At 33.9% G+C, this 15904-nt stretch carries 12 protein-coding genes and 4 pseudogenes; 8 read left to right on the top strand and 8 right to left on the bottom strand.

What is annotated here, in order from left to right; translation table 11 throughout:
• Window positions 1–490: 490 nt before the first annotated feature.
• Together deoD and deoC are read right to left on the bottom strand one after the other, a co-directional pair.
• Window positions 491–1201 (bottom strand): purine-nucleoside phosphorylase, encoded by a 711-nt coding sequence (gene deoD, locus BAU28_RS19780; RefSeq protein WP_071719663.1) that lies wholly within the window; start codon window positions 1199–1201, stop codon window positions 491–493.
• A 185-nt stretch (window positions 1202–1386) separates the two neighbouring features.
• Complete coding sequence (gene deoC, locus BAU28_RS19775; protein WP_071719662.1) at window positions 1387–2058, bottom strand: deoxyribose-phosphate aldolase; 672 nt, start codon at window positions 2056–2058, stop codon at window positions 1387–1389.
• A gap of 274 nt (window positions 2059–2332) precedes the next feature.
• Between deoC and BAU28_RS31330 the strand changes: the two are divergent.
• A pseudogene (locus BAU28_RS31330) lies at window positions 2333–2491 on the top strand (DDE-type integrase/transposase/recombinase); the annotation flags it as partial.
• A 187-nt stretch (window positions 2492–2678) separates the two neighbouring features.
• On the opposite strand, the gene BAU28_RS19765 reads toward BAU28_RS31330, so the two are convergent.
• On the bottom strand, window positions 2679–3554 hold the full coding sequence (locus BAU28_RS19765) for a LysR family transcriptional regulator (protein WP_071719661.1): 876 nt from the start codon (window positions 3552–3554) through the stop codon (window positions 2679–2681).
• Window positions 3555–3964: 410 nt separating this feature from the next.
• Between BAU28_RS19765 and BAU28_RS19760 the strand changes: the two genes are divergently transcribed.
• The gene (locus BAU28_RS19760; protein WP_071719660.1) at window positions 3965–5053 is read left to right on the top strand and encodes an NAD(P)-dependent alcohol dehydrogenase; all 1089 of its coding nucleotides are present in this window, start codon (window positions 3965–3967) and stop codon (window positions 5051–5053) included.
• Window positions 5054–5073: 20 nt separating this feature from the next.
• The gene (locus BAU28_RS29940) at window positions 5074–5382 is read left to right on the top strand and encodes an AraC family transcriptional regulator (protein ID WP_071719659.1); all 309 of its coding nucleotides are present in this window, start codon (window positions 5074–5076) and stop codon (window positions 5380–5382) included.
• A 207-nt stretch (window positions 5383–5589) separates the two neighbouring features.
• On the opposite strand, the pseudogene BAU28_RS19750 reads toward BAU28_RS29940, so the two are convergent.
• A pseudogene (locus BAU28_RS19750) lies at window positions 5590–5907 on the bottom strand (LysR family transcriptional regulator); the annotation flags it as partial.
• A gap of 139 nt (window positions 5908–6046) precedes the next feature.
• On the opposite strand from BAU28_RS19750, the gene BAU28_RS19745 reads away from it, so the two are divergent.
• Window positions 6047–6715, top strand: coding sequence for a YczE/YyaS/YitT family protein (locus BAU28_RS19745; RefSeq protein WP_071719658.1), 669 nt, complete (start codon window positions 6047–6049; stop codon window positions 6713–6715).
• 244 nt (window positions 6716–6959) lie between these two features.
• On the opposite strand, the gene BAU28_RS19740 is transcribed toward BAU28_RS19745, so the two are convergent.
• Window positions 6960–7931, bottom strand: a complete 972-nt coding sequence (locus BAU28_RS19740; RefSeq protein ID WP_083594839.1) for a quinone oxidoreductase family protein — start codon at window positions 7929–7931, stop codon at window positions 6960–6962.
• A 231-nt stretch (window positions 7932–8162) separates the two neighbouring features.
• Here BAU28_RS19740 and BAU28_RS19735 point away from each other — a divergent pair, with 231 nt between their 5' ends.
• The 3 genes and pseudogenes from BAU28_RS19735 to BAU28_RS29345 all read left to right on the top strand — a co-directional run.
• Complete coding sequence (locus BAU28_RS19735; RefSeq protein ID WP_071719657.1) at window positions 8163–8495, top strand: winged helix-turn-helix transcriptional regulator; 333 nt, start codon at window positions 8163–8165, stop codon at window positions 8493–8495.
• 1003 nt (window positions 8496–9498) lie between these two features.
• Window positions 9499–10674, top strand: a pseudogene (locus tag BAU28_RS29935) (TerD family protein); the annotation flags it as partial.
• Window positions 10675–10679: 5 nt separating this feature from the next.
• Window positions 10680–10994: pseudogene (locus BAU28_RS29345) on the top strand (Rpn family recombination-promoting nuclease/putative transposase); the annotation flags it as partial.
• Between the two features lie 114 nt (window positions 10995–11108).
• On the opposite strand, the gene BAU28_RS19720 reads toward BAU28_RS29345, so the two are convergent.
• The gene (locus tag BAU28_RS19720) at window positions 11109–11315 is read right to left on the bottom strand and encodes a hypothetical protein (RefSeq protein ID WP_071719655.1); all 207 of its coding nucleotides are present in this window, start codon (window positions 11313–11315) and stop codon (window positions 11109–11111) included.
• A gap of 270 nt (window positions 11316–11585) precedes the next feature.
• The gene (locus tag BAU28_RS30480; protein WP_165615174.1) at window positions 11586–11729 is read right to left on the bottom strand and encodes a hypothetical protein; all 144 of its coding nucleotides are present in this window, start codon (window positions 11727–11729) and stop codon (window positions 11586–11588) included.
• Window positions 11730–11843: 114 nt separating this feature from the next.
• Here BAU28_RS30480 and BAU28_RS19710 point away from each other — a divergent pair, with 114 nt between their 5' ends.
• The gene (locus BAU28_RS19710) at window positions 11844–14306 is read left to right on the top strand and encodes a PAS domain S-box protein (protein WP_071719654.1); all 2463 of its coding nucleotides are present in this window, start codon (window positions 11844–11846) and stop codon (window positions 14304–14306) included.
• 526 nt (window positions 14307–14832) lie between these two features.
• Here BAU28_RS19710 and BAU28_RS19705 read toward each other — a convergent pair.
• The coding region (locus tag BAU28_RS19705; protein ID WP_208610974.1) for a Cna B-type domain-containing protein at window positions 14833–15904 on the bottom strand (1072 nt) is incomplete at its 5' end.

Below are 15904 nucleotides of genomic sequence, written 5' to 3'. Positions count from 1 at the left end.
TCATGATTGTCTGGCCTTTAACTACCAATTGATCCTTTTGTAGAAGGATAGTTTCAGTAATTTCTACACCTGTTGTTTCATATGTGAGGCTCCCTTGTGCACAGTTGTATCGATTTTTATTCTTTCCTTCTTATGATGTTTGAAAAGGAAACGTTCTCATAAACAACCAAAAACAACTTACCTCTGGGATTTTTCTTTTTTGTTACAAAAAAATCGCCCACTCATTATAGAGGTCCCGCCACACCACTATCCAGCTAAGTTTTTCATATATCCCCTAAATGAAAATGTTCCTTTTCTACAGATAGTTACTCTGAGAATTCAGCTCTTTTTTTCATTTTTGGTGCATTTATTTTTCTTAAGTTGATGGATATGTGGATACTACAAATATTAGCTTGATGGGTATGTGGCGGTACTCAAAAAAGCTCCTATTTTCAAAATAGAAATGCCAATACATACTCTTGGATCTATTGACATTTCATATTTGTACACTTTACAAACAAGCCTCTAATGCAATTTTCATCATTTTATCGAATGATGTTTGCCTTGCTTCAGCACTAATTTGCTCATGGGTTACTAAAGAATCTGAGATAGTTAGTATACACGCCGCTTGTTTTCCTAATATTCTTGCAGTATGGAATAATGCATAGCTTTCCATTTCTGTACAAATACAATTATGTTCATTATAAAAATCAACATGATTTGGAACATTAGTTTCATGATAAAATACATCACTTGAATGAATTCTACCTCTAACAATAGGAGAATGAATGCGATTTGCAGTATCTTCAATTTTCTGCGTTAATAACTCACTAGGAAGCTGAATATCACCATTTACTCCTGCTTGAGCCTTTGCAAATGTTGATTCACTCCATGCACTATCTACAAGCACAATATCATGTATGTTTAGTTCTTCTGTATAAGCTCCTGCACTACCAACACGGATAATATTTTCTACATCATAAAATTTATATAGTTCGTATGAGTAGATTCCAATACTTGCCATCCCCATACCTGATCCCATTACAGATATTTGTTTTCCTTTATAAGTTCCTGTATAACCAAACATGTTACGTACACTATTAAACTGCACTGGATTTTCTAGATATGTTTCCGCAATATATTTCGCACGTAGCGGATCTCCTGGCATTAAAACTGTTTTTGCAATTTCTCCAACTTTCGCGGTATTATGAGCTGTTGTCATATTATAATCTCTCCATTTCTATTTTTTTAATTTACTCAACCATCAAGAACTATAATCCAACTAAAATTCTTATTCGTTTCACATATCGAGTAATCTGTACAATTTATTTCTTTATTAAAATGTATTCGTTTTCACAATTAGGAAAAAAAACTGGTTTCCCCCAATTTCTTTCTAGCTTTTATTGATTAGTAATTATCTGAAATGCCATTTTTGTCATCTAATACGATTGCAACACTTGCACTTGCGCCAATTCTAGAAGCTCCAGCTTCAATCATTTTGTCTGCATCTTCACGTATACGAACACCACCAGATGCTTTTACACCAACGTTTGGTCCTACTGTTTTACGCATTAATGCGATATCTTCAGCAGTTGCTCCGCCAGTTGAGAATCCAGTTGAAGTTTTTACGAAATCAGCGCCAGCTTTTACTGATAATTCACAAGCACGAACTTTTTCTTCATCTGTTAGAAGGCAAGTTTCAATGATTACTTTTACAAGAGCTTTTCCTTTTGCTGCTTGTACTACTTCATAAATGTCTTTTTCAACGAATTCGTTGTCGCCATCTTTTAAAGCACCTACGTTGATTACCATATCAACTTCAGTTGCACCTTTTACGATAGCATCTTTCGTTTCAAATACTTTTGTCTCAGTTGTATTTGCACCTAAGGGGAATCCAATAACTGTACAAACATCAACATCATGGCCTGTTAATTCTTCTGCAGCTAATTTTACCCATGTAGGATTAATACAAACAGAAGCGAAATTATATTTCTTTGCTTCTTCTAAAACTTTCATAACATCTTCTTTCTTAGTATCTGGTTTCAAAACTGTATGATCAATTAACTTTGCAATGTTCATTTTCTTCACTCCTCATATCTTTTAACAACTTCATTCTAACTCCGGTTTGAACAATTGTAAATATAGTTATGAAATTTTGTTCAAAACTATTTAAGATAGTGAAATACGTTTTTAAAATTGACACAAAAAAAGGATACCCCTTTAACAGCTCCCTCATAAAACACAGTATTTATTCATTTATAAAGTGAAACTTTAATCAGTGAAGGGGGTCCCTCCATCGCCATCAAGCTAAGAAAAGAAAATACCCCAAAACAAAATTTTTTCTCTATGTTTATTTGTAAACGTCAAAGGTCAATGGATGTACCTGTATCGTGCCTTGGATTCTGAAGAAAATACCATCGATTTTTATCTGAGCAAGAATGAAAAAGAAGCAATTAACAAAAAGAAAAAAGTGCTATCATTTCTGCGAAAAATGATAACACTCGTTTACTAACTGATGAGTAAAAAATATCATATGTTATTTTTTGAAACGGCATAATATCAATCGGAATAACAGAACAAGATGCGCACTTTCTAGTAAAACAACTTGCTCATTAAGTTAAAAATTAAAACTCACCTACATTTTTCGGACGATGTCTATATTACTTGATTGAAGGCTATCTTTGCTTTGTTCACATCTCCTAATCAACCATTTCCCAAAATTGAGATGCTACTTTGGAAATTATTTGGTCTTTTAATTTTACTATTACAGGCTCTAGATGAAAATCAAATTGTTTCAATTCAAAAAGCGTTGTATGTTCTAAAAATGATGATGTGTACTCCATTCTTGGAATAACAGATAATCCTAGTCCTCTACTAACAAGTGCTACCACCATCCTTATATCTTTACACTCGATAATGATATTTGGCTTGACTTGATGTTCATCAAACGCTTTGAAGAGGTCTTCATTGAAGGAGAGCCCTTCCATTGCTCCTAGCATAATGAATGGGAAATGCGCAATCTGTTCAATCGTCACATGCTGTGATGAAAACGATGTTGCCCAACTTGTTGGGATAATCACAGCTGTTGGTTGTTTTTTTAATATTTTCATCTCATATTCTGCACTATTGCCCAATCGTAAAAGTAAGGCAACATCAATTTCTCTTTGTTCTAGTCTTTTTAATAATTCTTCTGAATTTCCTGTTACTATATTTATTTTAACATTTGGGTATTGTGTTCTAAACGTACTTACATAGTCAATGAGCATATTCGAACATGTAGACGATACACCGATACTTACTGTTCCTCCTATACCTTGTTCAATTTCTTGAATTTGCTGCTTTACATCTTGAATTTGCATTAGCATTTGATTGGCATATTGGTATAGTATTTCACCTGATTCTGTAAGCTCCCATTTTTGACGATATCGATGAATTAAAGTTGTGCCAAGATCATTTTCAAGTTTTTTTAACAACTGACTAAGCGGCGGCTGCGCGATATGGAGCACTTCTGCTGCTTTAGAAATACTTCCTTGTTTCACAATTTCTTTAAAGTAATGTAATTGTCGAAAATCCATTTCATCTCTCCATTATATGTTTTTTGATATGATTAGTTTATCATATATATATTTTTCATATCTTGAATTTGGCGTTATATTTAATCCTGTAGCTATAGTGTTTATATTAATAATATTAACTAGGAAGCGAGAGATATTATGAATCATTGGAACAGAACCTTGAAGCGTTTCATCTTGGCGTGCTCGGGTTATACTAAAAACCAGAACAAGTCGTTGATGAAATGCGTACTGCCGTTCCCGGCACTCCGCTAGTGGAGTGAGTGAAACAAGCTGTGCAGCAAGGATATTTCGCAACCGCCGCCGAGTAAACGGAAAATGTTAATCCATTACTAAAAGTACCATAAATGTTAGGTTTTAATGCCTTAAAAAAATTTGTGGCTAAATTATGAAATTTAGGAGATGAACATCATATGAAAATTAAAGCAGCTGTTACTCATAGTAAGGAAGAAGAATTCAAAATTGAAGAGGTGGAATTATCTGAGCCAAAAGCAAATGAGGTCTTAATTAAAATAGTTGCTTCTGGTGTATGTCATACAGATGCATTTGCTCGTGATCAGGGAATGATACCATATCCAGCTGTATTAGGACATGAGGGGTCTGGAATCGTTGAAAAAGTAGGAGAAGGTGTTAAAACGGTTCAGCCAGGAGATCATGTTGTTTTATCTTTTTCTTCTTGCGGACATTGTGAAAACTGCTTGACAGGCCATCCAACTGTTTGTTTCAAGTTAAATGAATTAAATTTTAGCGGTAAAATGGAAGATGGGACGCATCGTTTATTTCAACATGATACCGAACTTTCTACATTCTTTGGACAATCTTCTTTTAGTACGTATGCCGTGGCAAATGAGAGAAATGTTGTAAAAGTGGATAAGGATGTTGATTTAGCTTTGTTAGGACCTTTAGGATGTGGGATTCAAACAGGTAGTGGAACAGTATTAAATCGACTAAAACCGAAATTTGGATCTTCCATTGCTGTTTATGGTACTGGTGCAGTAGGTTTAAGTGCAATCATGGCAGCTAAAATAACAGGATGTAAAAATATCATTGCTGTAGATATCCATGATAGTCGTTTAGAGGTTGCAAAAGAATTGGGAGCAACACATGTTATTAACAGTAGTAATGAGGATGTAATAGAAAAGATTAAAGAAATTACGAATGGCGGTGCACATTATGGTGTTGACACTACAGGTGTACCAATTGTGGTTCGTCAAGGTCTTCGAGCACTTCGTCCGCTTGGTCAATTAGCGATTGTTGGAATAACACCTGAGATGAATATTAATGTTAATGATGATATTATGGTAGAAGGAAAAACAATGGTTGGAGTCGTTGAAGGAGATGCAGTACCTCAAGTGTTTATTCCTGAATTAATTGAATATTATAAAATAGGGTTGTTTCCATTTGATAAATTAGTGAAATTCTATGACTTTACTGATATAAATACGGCATTTGAAGATTCTAAAAAAGGCTTGGTAATCAAACCAATTGTAAAAATTAGCTAAAGGCGGATATTCTGCCATTTATGAGCAAGATTAAAAATCACATTACCATATTTCTGGTTATATGCTTAGTCTTGTTCATATGCAATATCCTGATATTGCCTTCATTTAGTAATGACGTAACGTTTACCATTATTATTTTTAGGAATTACTGGGGATATTTTAAAATCAGTGAGAAACAACTCTTAAATAATTTAGATTGTGATTTGAAAGATAATTTTTCCAGTTTGGCAGAGATATGTTTTAATGATTCGAATTATTTTAGTTGGGTATTTAAGAAGTATACGAATGAATCACCGAAGCAGTTTCGGAATCGGTTGATTAATAGATAAGTTTTAAGACGACTCAGGTTTGGGTCGTTTTTTTTGTTTATAAGAACTTTACTGAAATTAAAATATTTAGAATTAAATCCGATAAACTCTAATGTAAAAAGCCATAAGCATTTAGGTTTATCATTTAGTAAATAACCTATATTCTCCATTAAAGAAAAAATGAAAATAATTATTTAATGTTAAAATTATCAAAAGATTGTAAAGGATTACAATTATATTCGAACATATAGACGATACATCGATACTTATTGTTCCTCCTATACCTTGTTCAATTTCTTGAATTCGCTGCTTTACATCTGGAATTTGCAATAGCATTTGATTGGCATATTGGTATAGTATTTCACCTGTTTCTGTAAGCTCCCATTTTTGACGATATCGATGAATTAAAGTTGTGCCAAGATCATTTTCAAGCTTTTTTAACAACTGACTAAGCGGCGGCTGCGCGATATGGAGCACTTCTGCTGCTTTAGAAATACTGCCTTGTTTCACAATTTCTTTAAAGTAATATAATTGTCGAAAATCGATTTCATCTCTCCATTATATGTTTTTTGATATGATTAGTTTATCATATATATATTTTTCATATCTTGAATTTGACGTTATACTTAATTCTATACCTATAGTGTTTATATTAATAATAATTAAGTAGGAAGTGAGAGATATTATGAATCATTGGAACAGAACCTCGAAGCGTATCATCTTGTACGTGCTCGGGTTATTTATTATGTCGATTGGCATTAGCCTGTCGATTCAAGCAGGATTTGGGGTATCGCCTGTGTCCTCATTAGCATATGCAAGTACGCTAACGCTTGGTTTATCGGTTGGTGTGACAATGGCGCTTGCAAATGTATTATATATTATTATTCAAGTAATATTAAGTAAACGAATGGAGTTAAATGAACTTGCAGGTCAATTTATCATTTCGTTTTTATTTGGATTCTTCATGGATGCAACGCTCTTTATTGTACAACTTTTCCCTACACCTGAAACCATCTTTGCTCGAATTGTATATTTAATTGTTAGTTTATTTGTTATAGCGGTCGGTTTAATGGGCTATACAACAGCGAAACTTCCATTAATGCCGTACGATGCGTTAACTTATGCAATTAGTGAAAAGTTTAATTTGAAATTCGGTAAAGCAAAAATTTTAAGCGATTTAATAAATATTTGTGTGGCTGGTGCAATCTGTGTAATTTTCATTCAATCATTAGGCTCAATCGGAATCGGTACAATAATTGCCGCCTATTTTATCGGCAAAATTTTGGGGTGGATGATACCAAATTATCAACCAATTTTTCAACAATGGATATTTAAAGCAGAGAAGGCTGCCTAAGGGATTATAAATAAGAATCCTGATTGATAAATCTTGCCTGTAGGGGGCCTTTAGAAGGTAAGTTACACTTCTCTGGATGTAAAGAAATGTCTTCTTCACCTAACAAGGGCGTTAGGTGAAGATCAGCCTAAAGAACATTGCATTAAAAAAGCCTTCGATTCTATGAAATCTCAGGCTTTTTTAATTGCTGATAAGAGTGTTTATGTTGACTAGAAATGTATATTGCATACATCCTTTTACTTACTCAGATTGTAAAAATGATTTTTCCAATTGCTTTTCGTGAAGTAAGACGTGAGAATGCTTGCCTCCATTGTTCTAGAGGGAATGTTGAATCAATAACTGGACGAATTTTTCCTTCTTCAGCTAACTGAATAATATTTTGGAGTGCTGATTGAATAACCTCTTCAGGGATGGCGTAAATACTGAATCCAATAATCCTTGTCGCTTTCGCTAAAAGATCCATCAGATTGATGGTTGTTTCCATACCAGCCGCATACCCAATACTTACAAGACGACCAGCTTGTGCTAGGGATTGAAGGAGCAGACTTGTTCTATTACCACCTACCGGATCAAGTGCCACATTAATACCCTGACCATTTGTGATACGAGCAATGCCTTCGACAACTTCTTCTTGTGAGAGATTAATAATCGCTTCTGGTTGAGCCGTTGAAGCTTGTTTTGCTTTTTCATCCGATGACACGATAGCAATTGGTTTAGCACCTAATGCTTTAGCAAGTTGAAGTGCTGCATAGCCAACAGATCCTGTTGCACCTGCTACTGCAACCCACTCATCTTTTTTGATTTCACCAGAATAAGTTAACGCTAAATAAGCAGTTAAATAAGCAACTGATAAAGCAGCTCCTTCTTCAAAGCTAAAGTTCTTTGGAAGAGGAATTAATTGGTTTTCAGGTACAACCATCAGTTCTTGGTGTGTACCGTCTTTGCTAATACCTAGCTCTCCACCTTGAATAATTACTTTTGATCCTTTAGGAAACTTTGACGAATATTCTACAACTCCTGCTCCTTCATTTCCGAGAATAAGTGGAGGATTTTTAGCAAATGGTAAATAACCTGATTTAACTGTTAAATCAAGAGGATTTAATGCTGCAGCGTATACCCTAATTAAAGCCTCTCCTTGATTTGGGGTTGGTTTATCTCTTGTTTCAAGTACGATTTCAGCATTTTCTCCAAATTTTTCAACAACTAGAGCTTTCATTTTATCAATTCCTCTCTCTATTTTATAAGTTTTATTTACGTTCAATTTGATTCATTGCTTTCCATATGACACACCATGTTAATATCCATGATCAACTTGCTAAAAACTGTTGTAGGTTTGCTAAAGTAATTATAATGTATAGTAATTTTTAATATAAGTACGCACTATAAAGTGGCATAGTACCCATTAGGAAACTATTGATGAAAACAATTAAGAAATGGAGAAAAAACAGTGAACATAAAAAAAAATGATCCGGTAGAAGTTACCTTAAAATTAATAGGGGGAAAGTGGAAACCGTTAATCATTTGGCATCTAACGGATAAAACTATGAGATTCAATGAATTAAAAAAATCGCTTCCAAACGTTACGCAAAAAATGTTAACTGAACAACTTCGTGAAATGGAAAATCATGGACTTATTCATCGAAAAGTTTATGCTCAAGTACCACCTAAAGTAGAATATTCACTTACAGAACTAGGAGCGAGTCTAGTGCCCTTTCTAGAATTCATGTGTCAATGGGGAACTAATTATCTTAAAAATGTGAAGGATAAAGTAGAAAGTTAAAAGTTCTAAGATTAAGAACTGGGTAATAATAAACATTGATTTTTGACCAGCTCTTGAAACATATATCAAAGTAAATGGACAGTACTTGTATTGAGCTTTTGATTATGTGGGAAACACCATTGATTTTACCTTTAGGAATTTCTTGTGAATTTATCCCTATAAGAATAGAATTACTAGTTAAATTCTGACCAAACACCAATTGTCATACTTAAAAGAAGCATAAGTTTGTCGCAAACAAAAAGAACCATAAGCTTGCCGTTTCGTTAAACATATATAAGATCAATTAGTTACCTATAATAAAGCCTGTATCTTAGATTACTTCTTTAACTAACGCACCCGTTAGCTTAATACAGCAATTGAATTAAAAAACTAAGCAAAAACGATGTTTTCAAAACAACAAATAAAGATGCGATGAGATCTCATATGATTGTAAAGTCTGAAGATGGATCAAAAGAAACCTTCTTTGTGTAGAGTGAAGAAGATCTTGAAATTATGATAGCAAAAAGTACAGATAAAACTCACGCTATAGCTTTTAAGATTGACAATACAAATTTTAAGCAAGCAATTGATTTTGTTAAAAGATAAATTCAATTTTTGCTAACAAAAGGTGTTTTTCATACGCTTCAAACAAAGAATTGTAACAAAAACGTACAGTATTGTTACGGTACAAGTAACCCTTAACGTGGGTTTTATGTTAGTACGTTGTTTGTACCCCATTTACATCAATCATGCCTAATTGAACTATCTTTTTGTAGTGTGCTAAAGATTCCTTTAACAAAAATAGCCCTCAAAAAAGGGCTACTGGAAAGTCTTTTAATAATGGTTTTGAGCTTGTGAATAGTGGCTCTTAAGGTCGTTTCTATATTGTCACACTTACCACTATAAATAATATTAGGGCGATTTTTCTCGTAGTAAAGTTATAGCAAATTAATAAAATCCCCGCATTATCGTTCCATTTACAGATTTTTAATCATTGTGCGATGAGAAATACCCGCATCTATAAATGACAGCGAAAAATCTTTTAAAAACTCGCCCAGGAGAATTTGCCAGACGCTTGGATCATTTAGTTCGTTTATGTAGCGATGAGCCAACAGATGTTTTCAATATTCTCGAAGAGTTTCTAAGTGTAATAGGGAATGTTTCTACTCCTGTATTACTTCAAGTCATGGCTCATTTTAAGCATCGAAATGATAACAACGAACTTTGTACCTTTTTTCCAAAGGGAAATGTAGCAAAAGCTATAGGTATTGAAAATACACTTCCACTTATCCCAGAGGATATTTGTTTAATGATTGTAAAAATGTGTGAAGATGCTTTAAAAAATCGCTTCGCAGAACTTCCAAGTCTTGGAAAAACGTTTTTGGATGAACAGTTAAAAAATTACTTGGTTCCCTTCTCTCAACGTTCAGCCAGCAAATCACTTCGCACATTATCTCGAGGAAGTAAAGTAGATTTGCCAGAAGGAGATACGATTCGTTTTTTCCTATGGTGGAAAGAAGGCTATGTGAATGGACGACATACAGGGTGCGTGGACATTGATTTGTCTGCTGTAATGTATGACGAAGATTGGCAATACAAAGAACATGTCTCCTTCACAAACTTACGTTCAAAAGAATTTAAGGCCTATCATAGCGGAGATATTACTTCTGCACCAAAGGGGGCATCTGAATTCATTGATTTCGATATTCCGTCTGTGCTGGAATATGGTGGACGCTACGTAGTCATGTCTTTGAATTCTTACACAGACCGACCGTATAAAGATTTACCAGAATGCTTTTCTGGTTGGATGGTTCGTCAATACCCTGGTTCAGGTGAAGTATTTGAACCTTCTACTGTTCAAGATAAAGTGGATATTACTGCCGACACACAAATCTCTATTCCAGTTATCTTAGATTTAAAAGAGCGAAAATTGATTTGGGCTGATTTGTCTCTTACAAGAGATCTTACCTATTATAATACCATCGAGGCTAATCAAAAAGGTATGATACTAGTTGGAAAGGCTTTAACTAATTTGGTTAAACCGAATTTATATGACTTGTTCCGATTACACCTTGAAGCTAGAGGTGAACTCGTTCAAGACATCGAGGAAGCAGAAAGCATTTTCTCTTTGGATAAAGGTATTACTCCTTTCGATATCGAAAAAATAATATCTGATTTTATAGCTGACTCAAAAAGCTAATCACATCGCAAACATTGGAGGACATTGCCATGAACCAAGATCCGATTTTACAAAAAGCAATGAATAAGTGGGAACGTATGAGTCAGGATTCTCCTTTCCGTCAAGCATATGAGGCAAGAGAAAGGACCTTAATGGATGAGGCTGCAAAGTTTGCTCATGCTCGTAATGAGGGGAAAAAAGAAGGAATTCAAGAAGGGGTTCAGCAAGGGAAAATACAGATGATTAAAGGTATGCATGAACTCGGTGTACCACTTGAAACGATTGCTAAAGCCAGTAAATTAGGCATAGATGAGGTTGAACGTATTTTAGAACAAAAATAATCAACATCAAAAAAAGAACCTATTAATTTGGTTCTTTTTTTGAGCTATTTGTCAACTAAGGGTAGCACCAAATAAATTTTTATCGTTTTCTGACAGAAAACTCCTCTCCTCATTTCATCCAATTGTGTATCGACTATCCTCTGAAACAAGTAAACTTGTATGATTAATTTTGACACGACATTTCCCTAACCTCCGCTTTACTTCCGATTGTAATTTCTTGTTTGCTTCTTCTAAAGAATGTGCTGGAATAATTGCTGATTGTAAGTCTGTTACCTTGCCATCATACATCACAGAAAAATCAATTTCATATCGATGTATCATGATTTCCCCACTTCCTTTCCAATAGTACGCTTACAACTCATCCTTACATGCTTTTTGTTTTTGTATATTTTTACAATTAGACTATGTTTCTTCACAATCCTCACTAACTCTGCCAAAAGAACCTTTAAAAATTTCAATACTTAATAAAATATATGCAACAACCTTAAAAAAATCATTCTCAAACTCTTTTTTTCGAAATTTCATTTAGGCTACTTAAAATCCCGAATAACAAACATAATCTCATTCGATACCAAATATATTAACGATTCATTAAAAATCGATTACAAACAAATCTGGAATGTGATTTTCTCTGGAATAGAAACTTTTTGTGCTGAAAATTATATAAATATTGTTACCCAACACACCCAATTGATAATCCTGGTAAAAAGGAGCTAAATTTTTATCACTACTCATTTCTCTCCTCCTAAAACAGATTTATTCTTTAGAATAATAAGTCTAATTATGGTGCAATTTGTAGGATTTTTACGCTTTTTTGTCGAATACATGAAAAAAAGGGGGGAATATGGCATGCAGGTCACAGGATTCTTCATTAATCTATCTATCTTTTCTTTCCTAGTTAGTTCATCCATTTTTATCCATGTATTTATAAGGAAAATGGAGTCTAAATCAATCCATTTATTTGGGGGCATATGTGCAGGTATCATAGCGGCTATTTTGATGATTTTTAATTTTAATTACATGGGGTGGTATTATGACCTTCGGGTGGTTCCTCTTATACTTTCATTTATTTATTTTGGCCGTACAGCCGGCTGGATTACACTAATGTTTATTTTATTTATACGTATTTTCTACCTAGGTGGTGATTGGGGACCAACTTTGATAGCTGCTTTAGGGCTAACTACTATATATACTATATTTAAAACATATCTTAAAAACATCCATCCTTTTAAAAGCGTCTTTATTTATCTAGCTGTTTATCTAGCTATAATCCCTTTGGTATTTGGATTTCTTTTTCCTTCTATATCACTTATACTTCTTGACATTCAAGAAATAATATTTATATCTTGTGGACTCTTGATTGGTGTTTTCCTTTTGGAATCCTATCAAAAATTATATAATTTAACAGAAAATTTAGCTAAAGCGAATAAAACCTTACTAGAATCAAAGCAAGAATTAAGAGATACTGTTCATGAACTGCAAGGAGGTATTTTTAAATTCAAAAAAGTGAATGAGCATTTTATTCATACATTATGTGATGGACAGTTATTTTATCAACATGGTTTTCATTCTGAACAAATTGTAGGGAAAAGTTTACGTGAGATAGATTCTTCCATTATTCCATTCTATTTAGTTCCCCAACTACTCAAATATTATCAACAGGCATGGAATGGTGAAGAAATAACTTTCGAACTACCTTGGCCAAATGATGAGACTATTATACTTTTCTCTCTTAGGCCTGTTAAAAGAGAAGGAACAATTGTTGAAGTGGTTGGTTCTACTGTTGATATAACGAAAAGAAAAAATGCAGAAAATGAACTGAAGGTAACGAAAGAACGGCTGGAATCATTTATTAATCATAACGCAGATGCTATCACTATATTTGATTTAGATGGACATATGTTGCAAGCGAATCAAGCCTATGAGAAGATTTTTGGTTGGTCAGAAAAAGAATCCTTAGAAAAAAAGTTACCTTGCGTACCTGATTTTTTAATGAATCAAACTTTGGAATATATAAACAACATTAAAAACAACAATATAAAAGACCTGGTTATTAATGGGTTAGAAACAGTTAGACAAAGAAAAGATAAAACTCTTATTGATGTAAGCTTGACGATTTCACCTATTCTAGATGTTAGGGGGAATGTCATTGCTTTATCAGGAATTTGTAGAGACATTTCTGAAAGGAAACAAGCAGAAAGAGAACTGCATCAATTACACCAGCAATTAAGTGACAGTGAAATGAAATACCGTGCACTTATCGAACAAGCAACTGATGCAGTATATGTAGTGGCACTGAATGAGGATCAATTTCCAACTCACTTTATCGAAGTAAATCCTGTTGCGTGTAAAAGATTTGGATATAGTAGAGAAGAGTTTCTTTCAATGCCATTTTCTAGTAACGCTCCGCCAGATTCTCCAATGATCCAAGGAGTAATAGAAAAAATTAGAGAAGGACAAACCGCTTTCACATTACAAGATGAATTTGTATTTCCTAAAGGAAATACCATGACAATTGAATTTTCTGTTCGTGTGTTTAACTTGAATGGCAAAAAAGTTTTCTTGAGTATCTCTCGAGACATCACCGAACGGCTAAAAACAGAGGAATTATTACGAAAATCGGAGAAACTTGCTGTAGTAGGTCAATTATCCACTGCAATTGCTCATGAAATTAAAAATCCTTTAACAGCAATGAAAGGATTCATGCAGTTATTAAAATCAATGGAAAATAAGAGCACTGAGCAGTATATAGATATAGTGTTATCAGAGGTTGAACGTATAGATAGTATTACTAATGAATTTATGACATTAGCAAAACCTGAGGCATTAGAAATTAAAACTAATGACCTGAATGTATTAATGAAGCAAGTTGTAATGTTACTTGAACCTCAAGCAATAATGAATTGCATACAAATTACAACTAAGTTTACATCTGATACTTCATTCATACTTTGTGAAGGGAATCAATTAAAGCAAGCTTTTATAAATATCTTAAAAAATGCAATTGAGGCAACTTCAATGGGGGGGGAAATCTTGATTCAAATCGAATATGTGCCTGATCAAAACCAGGTAAACATTCGAATTACTGATTATGGATGTGGAATTGAACAGGAACGCATACCTTACCTAGGAGAACCATTTTATAGTCTCAAAGAAAATGGTATCGGTTTAGGATTAATGATCTGTTATAAAATTATTGAGAAGCACCAAGGAAAGATACTTATTGAAAGTGAAGTAGGAAAAGGAACAACAGTTAATATAAACCTTCCTATATCTACTCTCGAAAAAGAAAACTCTTATTCATCTTTTTAGGTACATCCTAGAACCATGAAGTATTAGTTTACAAACAAGTAGTCTTCTGTGAAAAAAACGGTAATTTCATTCCAAACCTAAAAGTTAGACTAAAGTCTTTCATACACTTTCCCATACCACAAAACTGTTATAACACAAGAGTTTAAAATAAGAAAAGGCCGTAAAGCGTTTTATACAAAGCGCTTTACGGCCTTTTGATTTTTTATTCTGCCTGAATAAACATCAATTGTATTTCCTTTTGAATCAACGGTACGTTATAAATACATTTATTACCCATTTACTTTCATATAGATGATTTAATTCTGAATCATAATGATAAATCCAGATTATAATCACTACATAAGCAATAATCATTCTATTTTCCCCTATTATTTCTACTAAGTCACTAATGATTAAGATTATTCCTAGTTGATAATAGTTTCCATTGAAATTGCTTGGCTTAGATATACATAATCTCTAGTCTTTCTAAATTTATAGTATCAGTATGTCCAAGTTTGATAGATTTTTTGTACCATAACCAGTCTTTTTATCTCATTCGTTGACGAACAAATACGAATCCACCTAAAGCCACCAACAACATTCCTACAATATATGAAATCATCTCCATTGATGTTCCACCTGTGTTAGGAAGCCATACTGATGTCTTAGTATTTTCTTTAGTAGGTGGAACTTTTGAATCTGTACTTGGATCTTTTGGATCTGTGCTCGGGTCTTTTGGATCTACGCTCGGACCTTTTGGATCTTCCTTGATTTTTGTATTCGTAATATCATAACCTTTTACTTCTGATTTATATCCATCTACCGGTTGTTCTTTTACTTCATACTTATATGCCTTACCTTCGGCATCGTATGCCGCTAAATCTGTAAACGCATATTTCCATTCACTTGCTGCGCTCACTTCTTGCGTCGCAACTACTTGACCATTTTGTAGTAGGTCGACCTTGATCATTTCCGGACGATCCTTTGCATTGTCGTCCTTCCATGTTTTCGTTCCTTCTACTTTTGTTTTACCAGCCTTTGTATTTGTAATGTCATAACCTTTTACTTCAGATTTATATCCATCTACTGGTTGTTCTTTTACTTCATACTTGTACGCATTGCCTTCGGCATCGTATGCCGCTAAGTCTGTAAACGCATATTTCCATTCGCCCGCTGCGCTCACTTCTTTTGTTGCGATTACTTTTCCATTTTGCAGTAGATCAACTTTGATCATTTTCGGACGATCTTTCGCGTTATCGTCTTTCCATGTTTTCGTTCCTTCTACTTTTGTTTTGCCTACTTTTGTATTTGTGATGTCAGTACCACTTACTTTGGATTCATATCCTGGTACTGGCTGTTCTTTCACTTCATACTTGTACGCTGCTCCGTTTGCATCGTATGCTTGGAGTTTTTCAAATGTGTACTTCCATTCTGTTGCTGCTGTTACTTCTTTTGTATCTACTACTTTACCATTTTGTAAAAGGTCTACTTTGATCATTGTCGGACGATCTGTTGCGTTATCGTCTTTCCATGTCTTCGTTCCTTCTACTTTTGTTTCGCCTACTTTTGTATTTGTGATGTCATAACCTTGTACTTCGGATTTGTATCCGTCTACCTGT

The sequence above is a fragment of the Bacillus paramycoides genome (assembly GCF_001884235.1).
Lineage (GTDB): Bacteria > Bacillota > Bacilli > Bacillales > Bacillaceae_G > Bacillus_A > Bacillus_A paramycoides.
Note: the sequence above shows the minus strand (reverse complement) of the source record. Positions and strands in the feature narration are given on the sequence as shown.

Excerpts from the sequence above, each read along its gene's own strand:
- deoD (WP_071719663.1), bottom strand. The coding sequence starts at position 1,201 with ATGACAACAGCTCATAATACCGCGAAAGTTGGAGAAATTGCAAAAACA.
- deoC (WP_071719662.1), bottom strand. The coding sequence starts at position 2,058 with ATGAACATTGCAAAGTTAATTGATCATACAGTTTTGAAACCAGATACT.
- BAU28_RS19765 (WP_071719661.1), bottom strand. The coding sequence starts at position 3,554 with ATGGATTTTCGACAATTACATTACTTTAAAGAAATTGTGAAACAAGGA.
- BAU28_RS19760 (WP_071719660.1), top strand. The coding sequence starts at position 3,965 with ATGAAAATTAAAGCAGCTGTTACTCATAGTAAGGAAGAAGAATTCAAA.
- BAU28_RS29940 (WP_071719659.1), top strand. The coding sequence starts at position 5,074 with ATGAGCAAGATTAAAAATCACATTACCATATTTCTGGTTATATGCTTA.
- BAU28_RS19745 (WP_071719658.1), top strand. The coding sequence starts at position 6,047 with ATGAATCATTGGAACAGAACCTCGAAGCGTATCATCTTGTACGTGCTC.
- BAU28_RS19740 (WP_083594839.1), bottom strand. The coding sequence starts at position 7,931 with ATGAAAGCTCTAGTTGTTGAAAAATTTGGAGAAAATGCTGAAATCGTA.
- BAU28_RS19720 (WP_071719655.1), bottom strand. The coding sequence starts at position 11,315 with ATGATACATCGATATGAAATTGATTTTTCTGTGATGTATGATGGCAAG.
- BAU28_RS30480 (WP_165615174.1), bottom strand. The coding sequence starts at position 11,729 with ATGAGTAGTGATAAAAATTTAGCTCCTTTTTACCAGGATTATCAATTG.
- BAU28_RS19710 (WP_071719654.1), top strand. The coding sequence starts at position 11,844 with ATGCAGGTCACAGGATTCTTCATTAATCTATCTATCTTTTCTTTCCTA.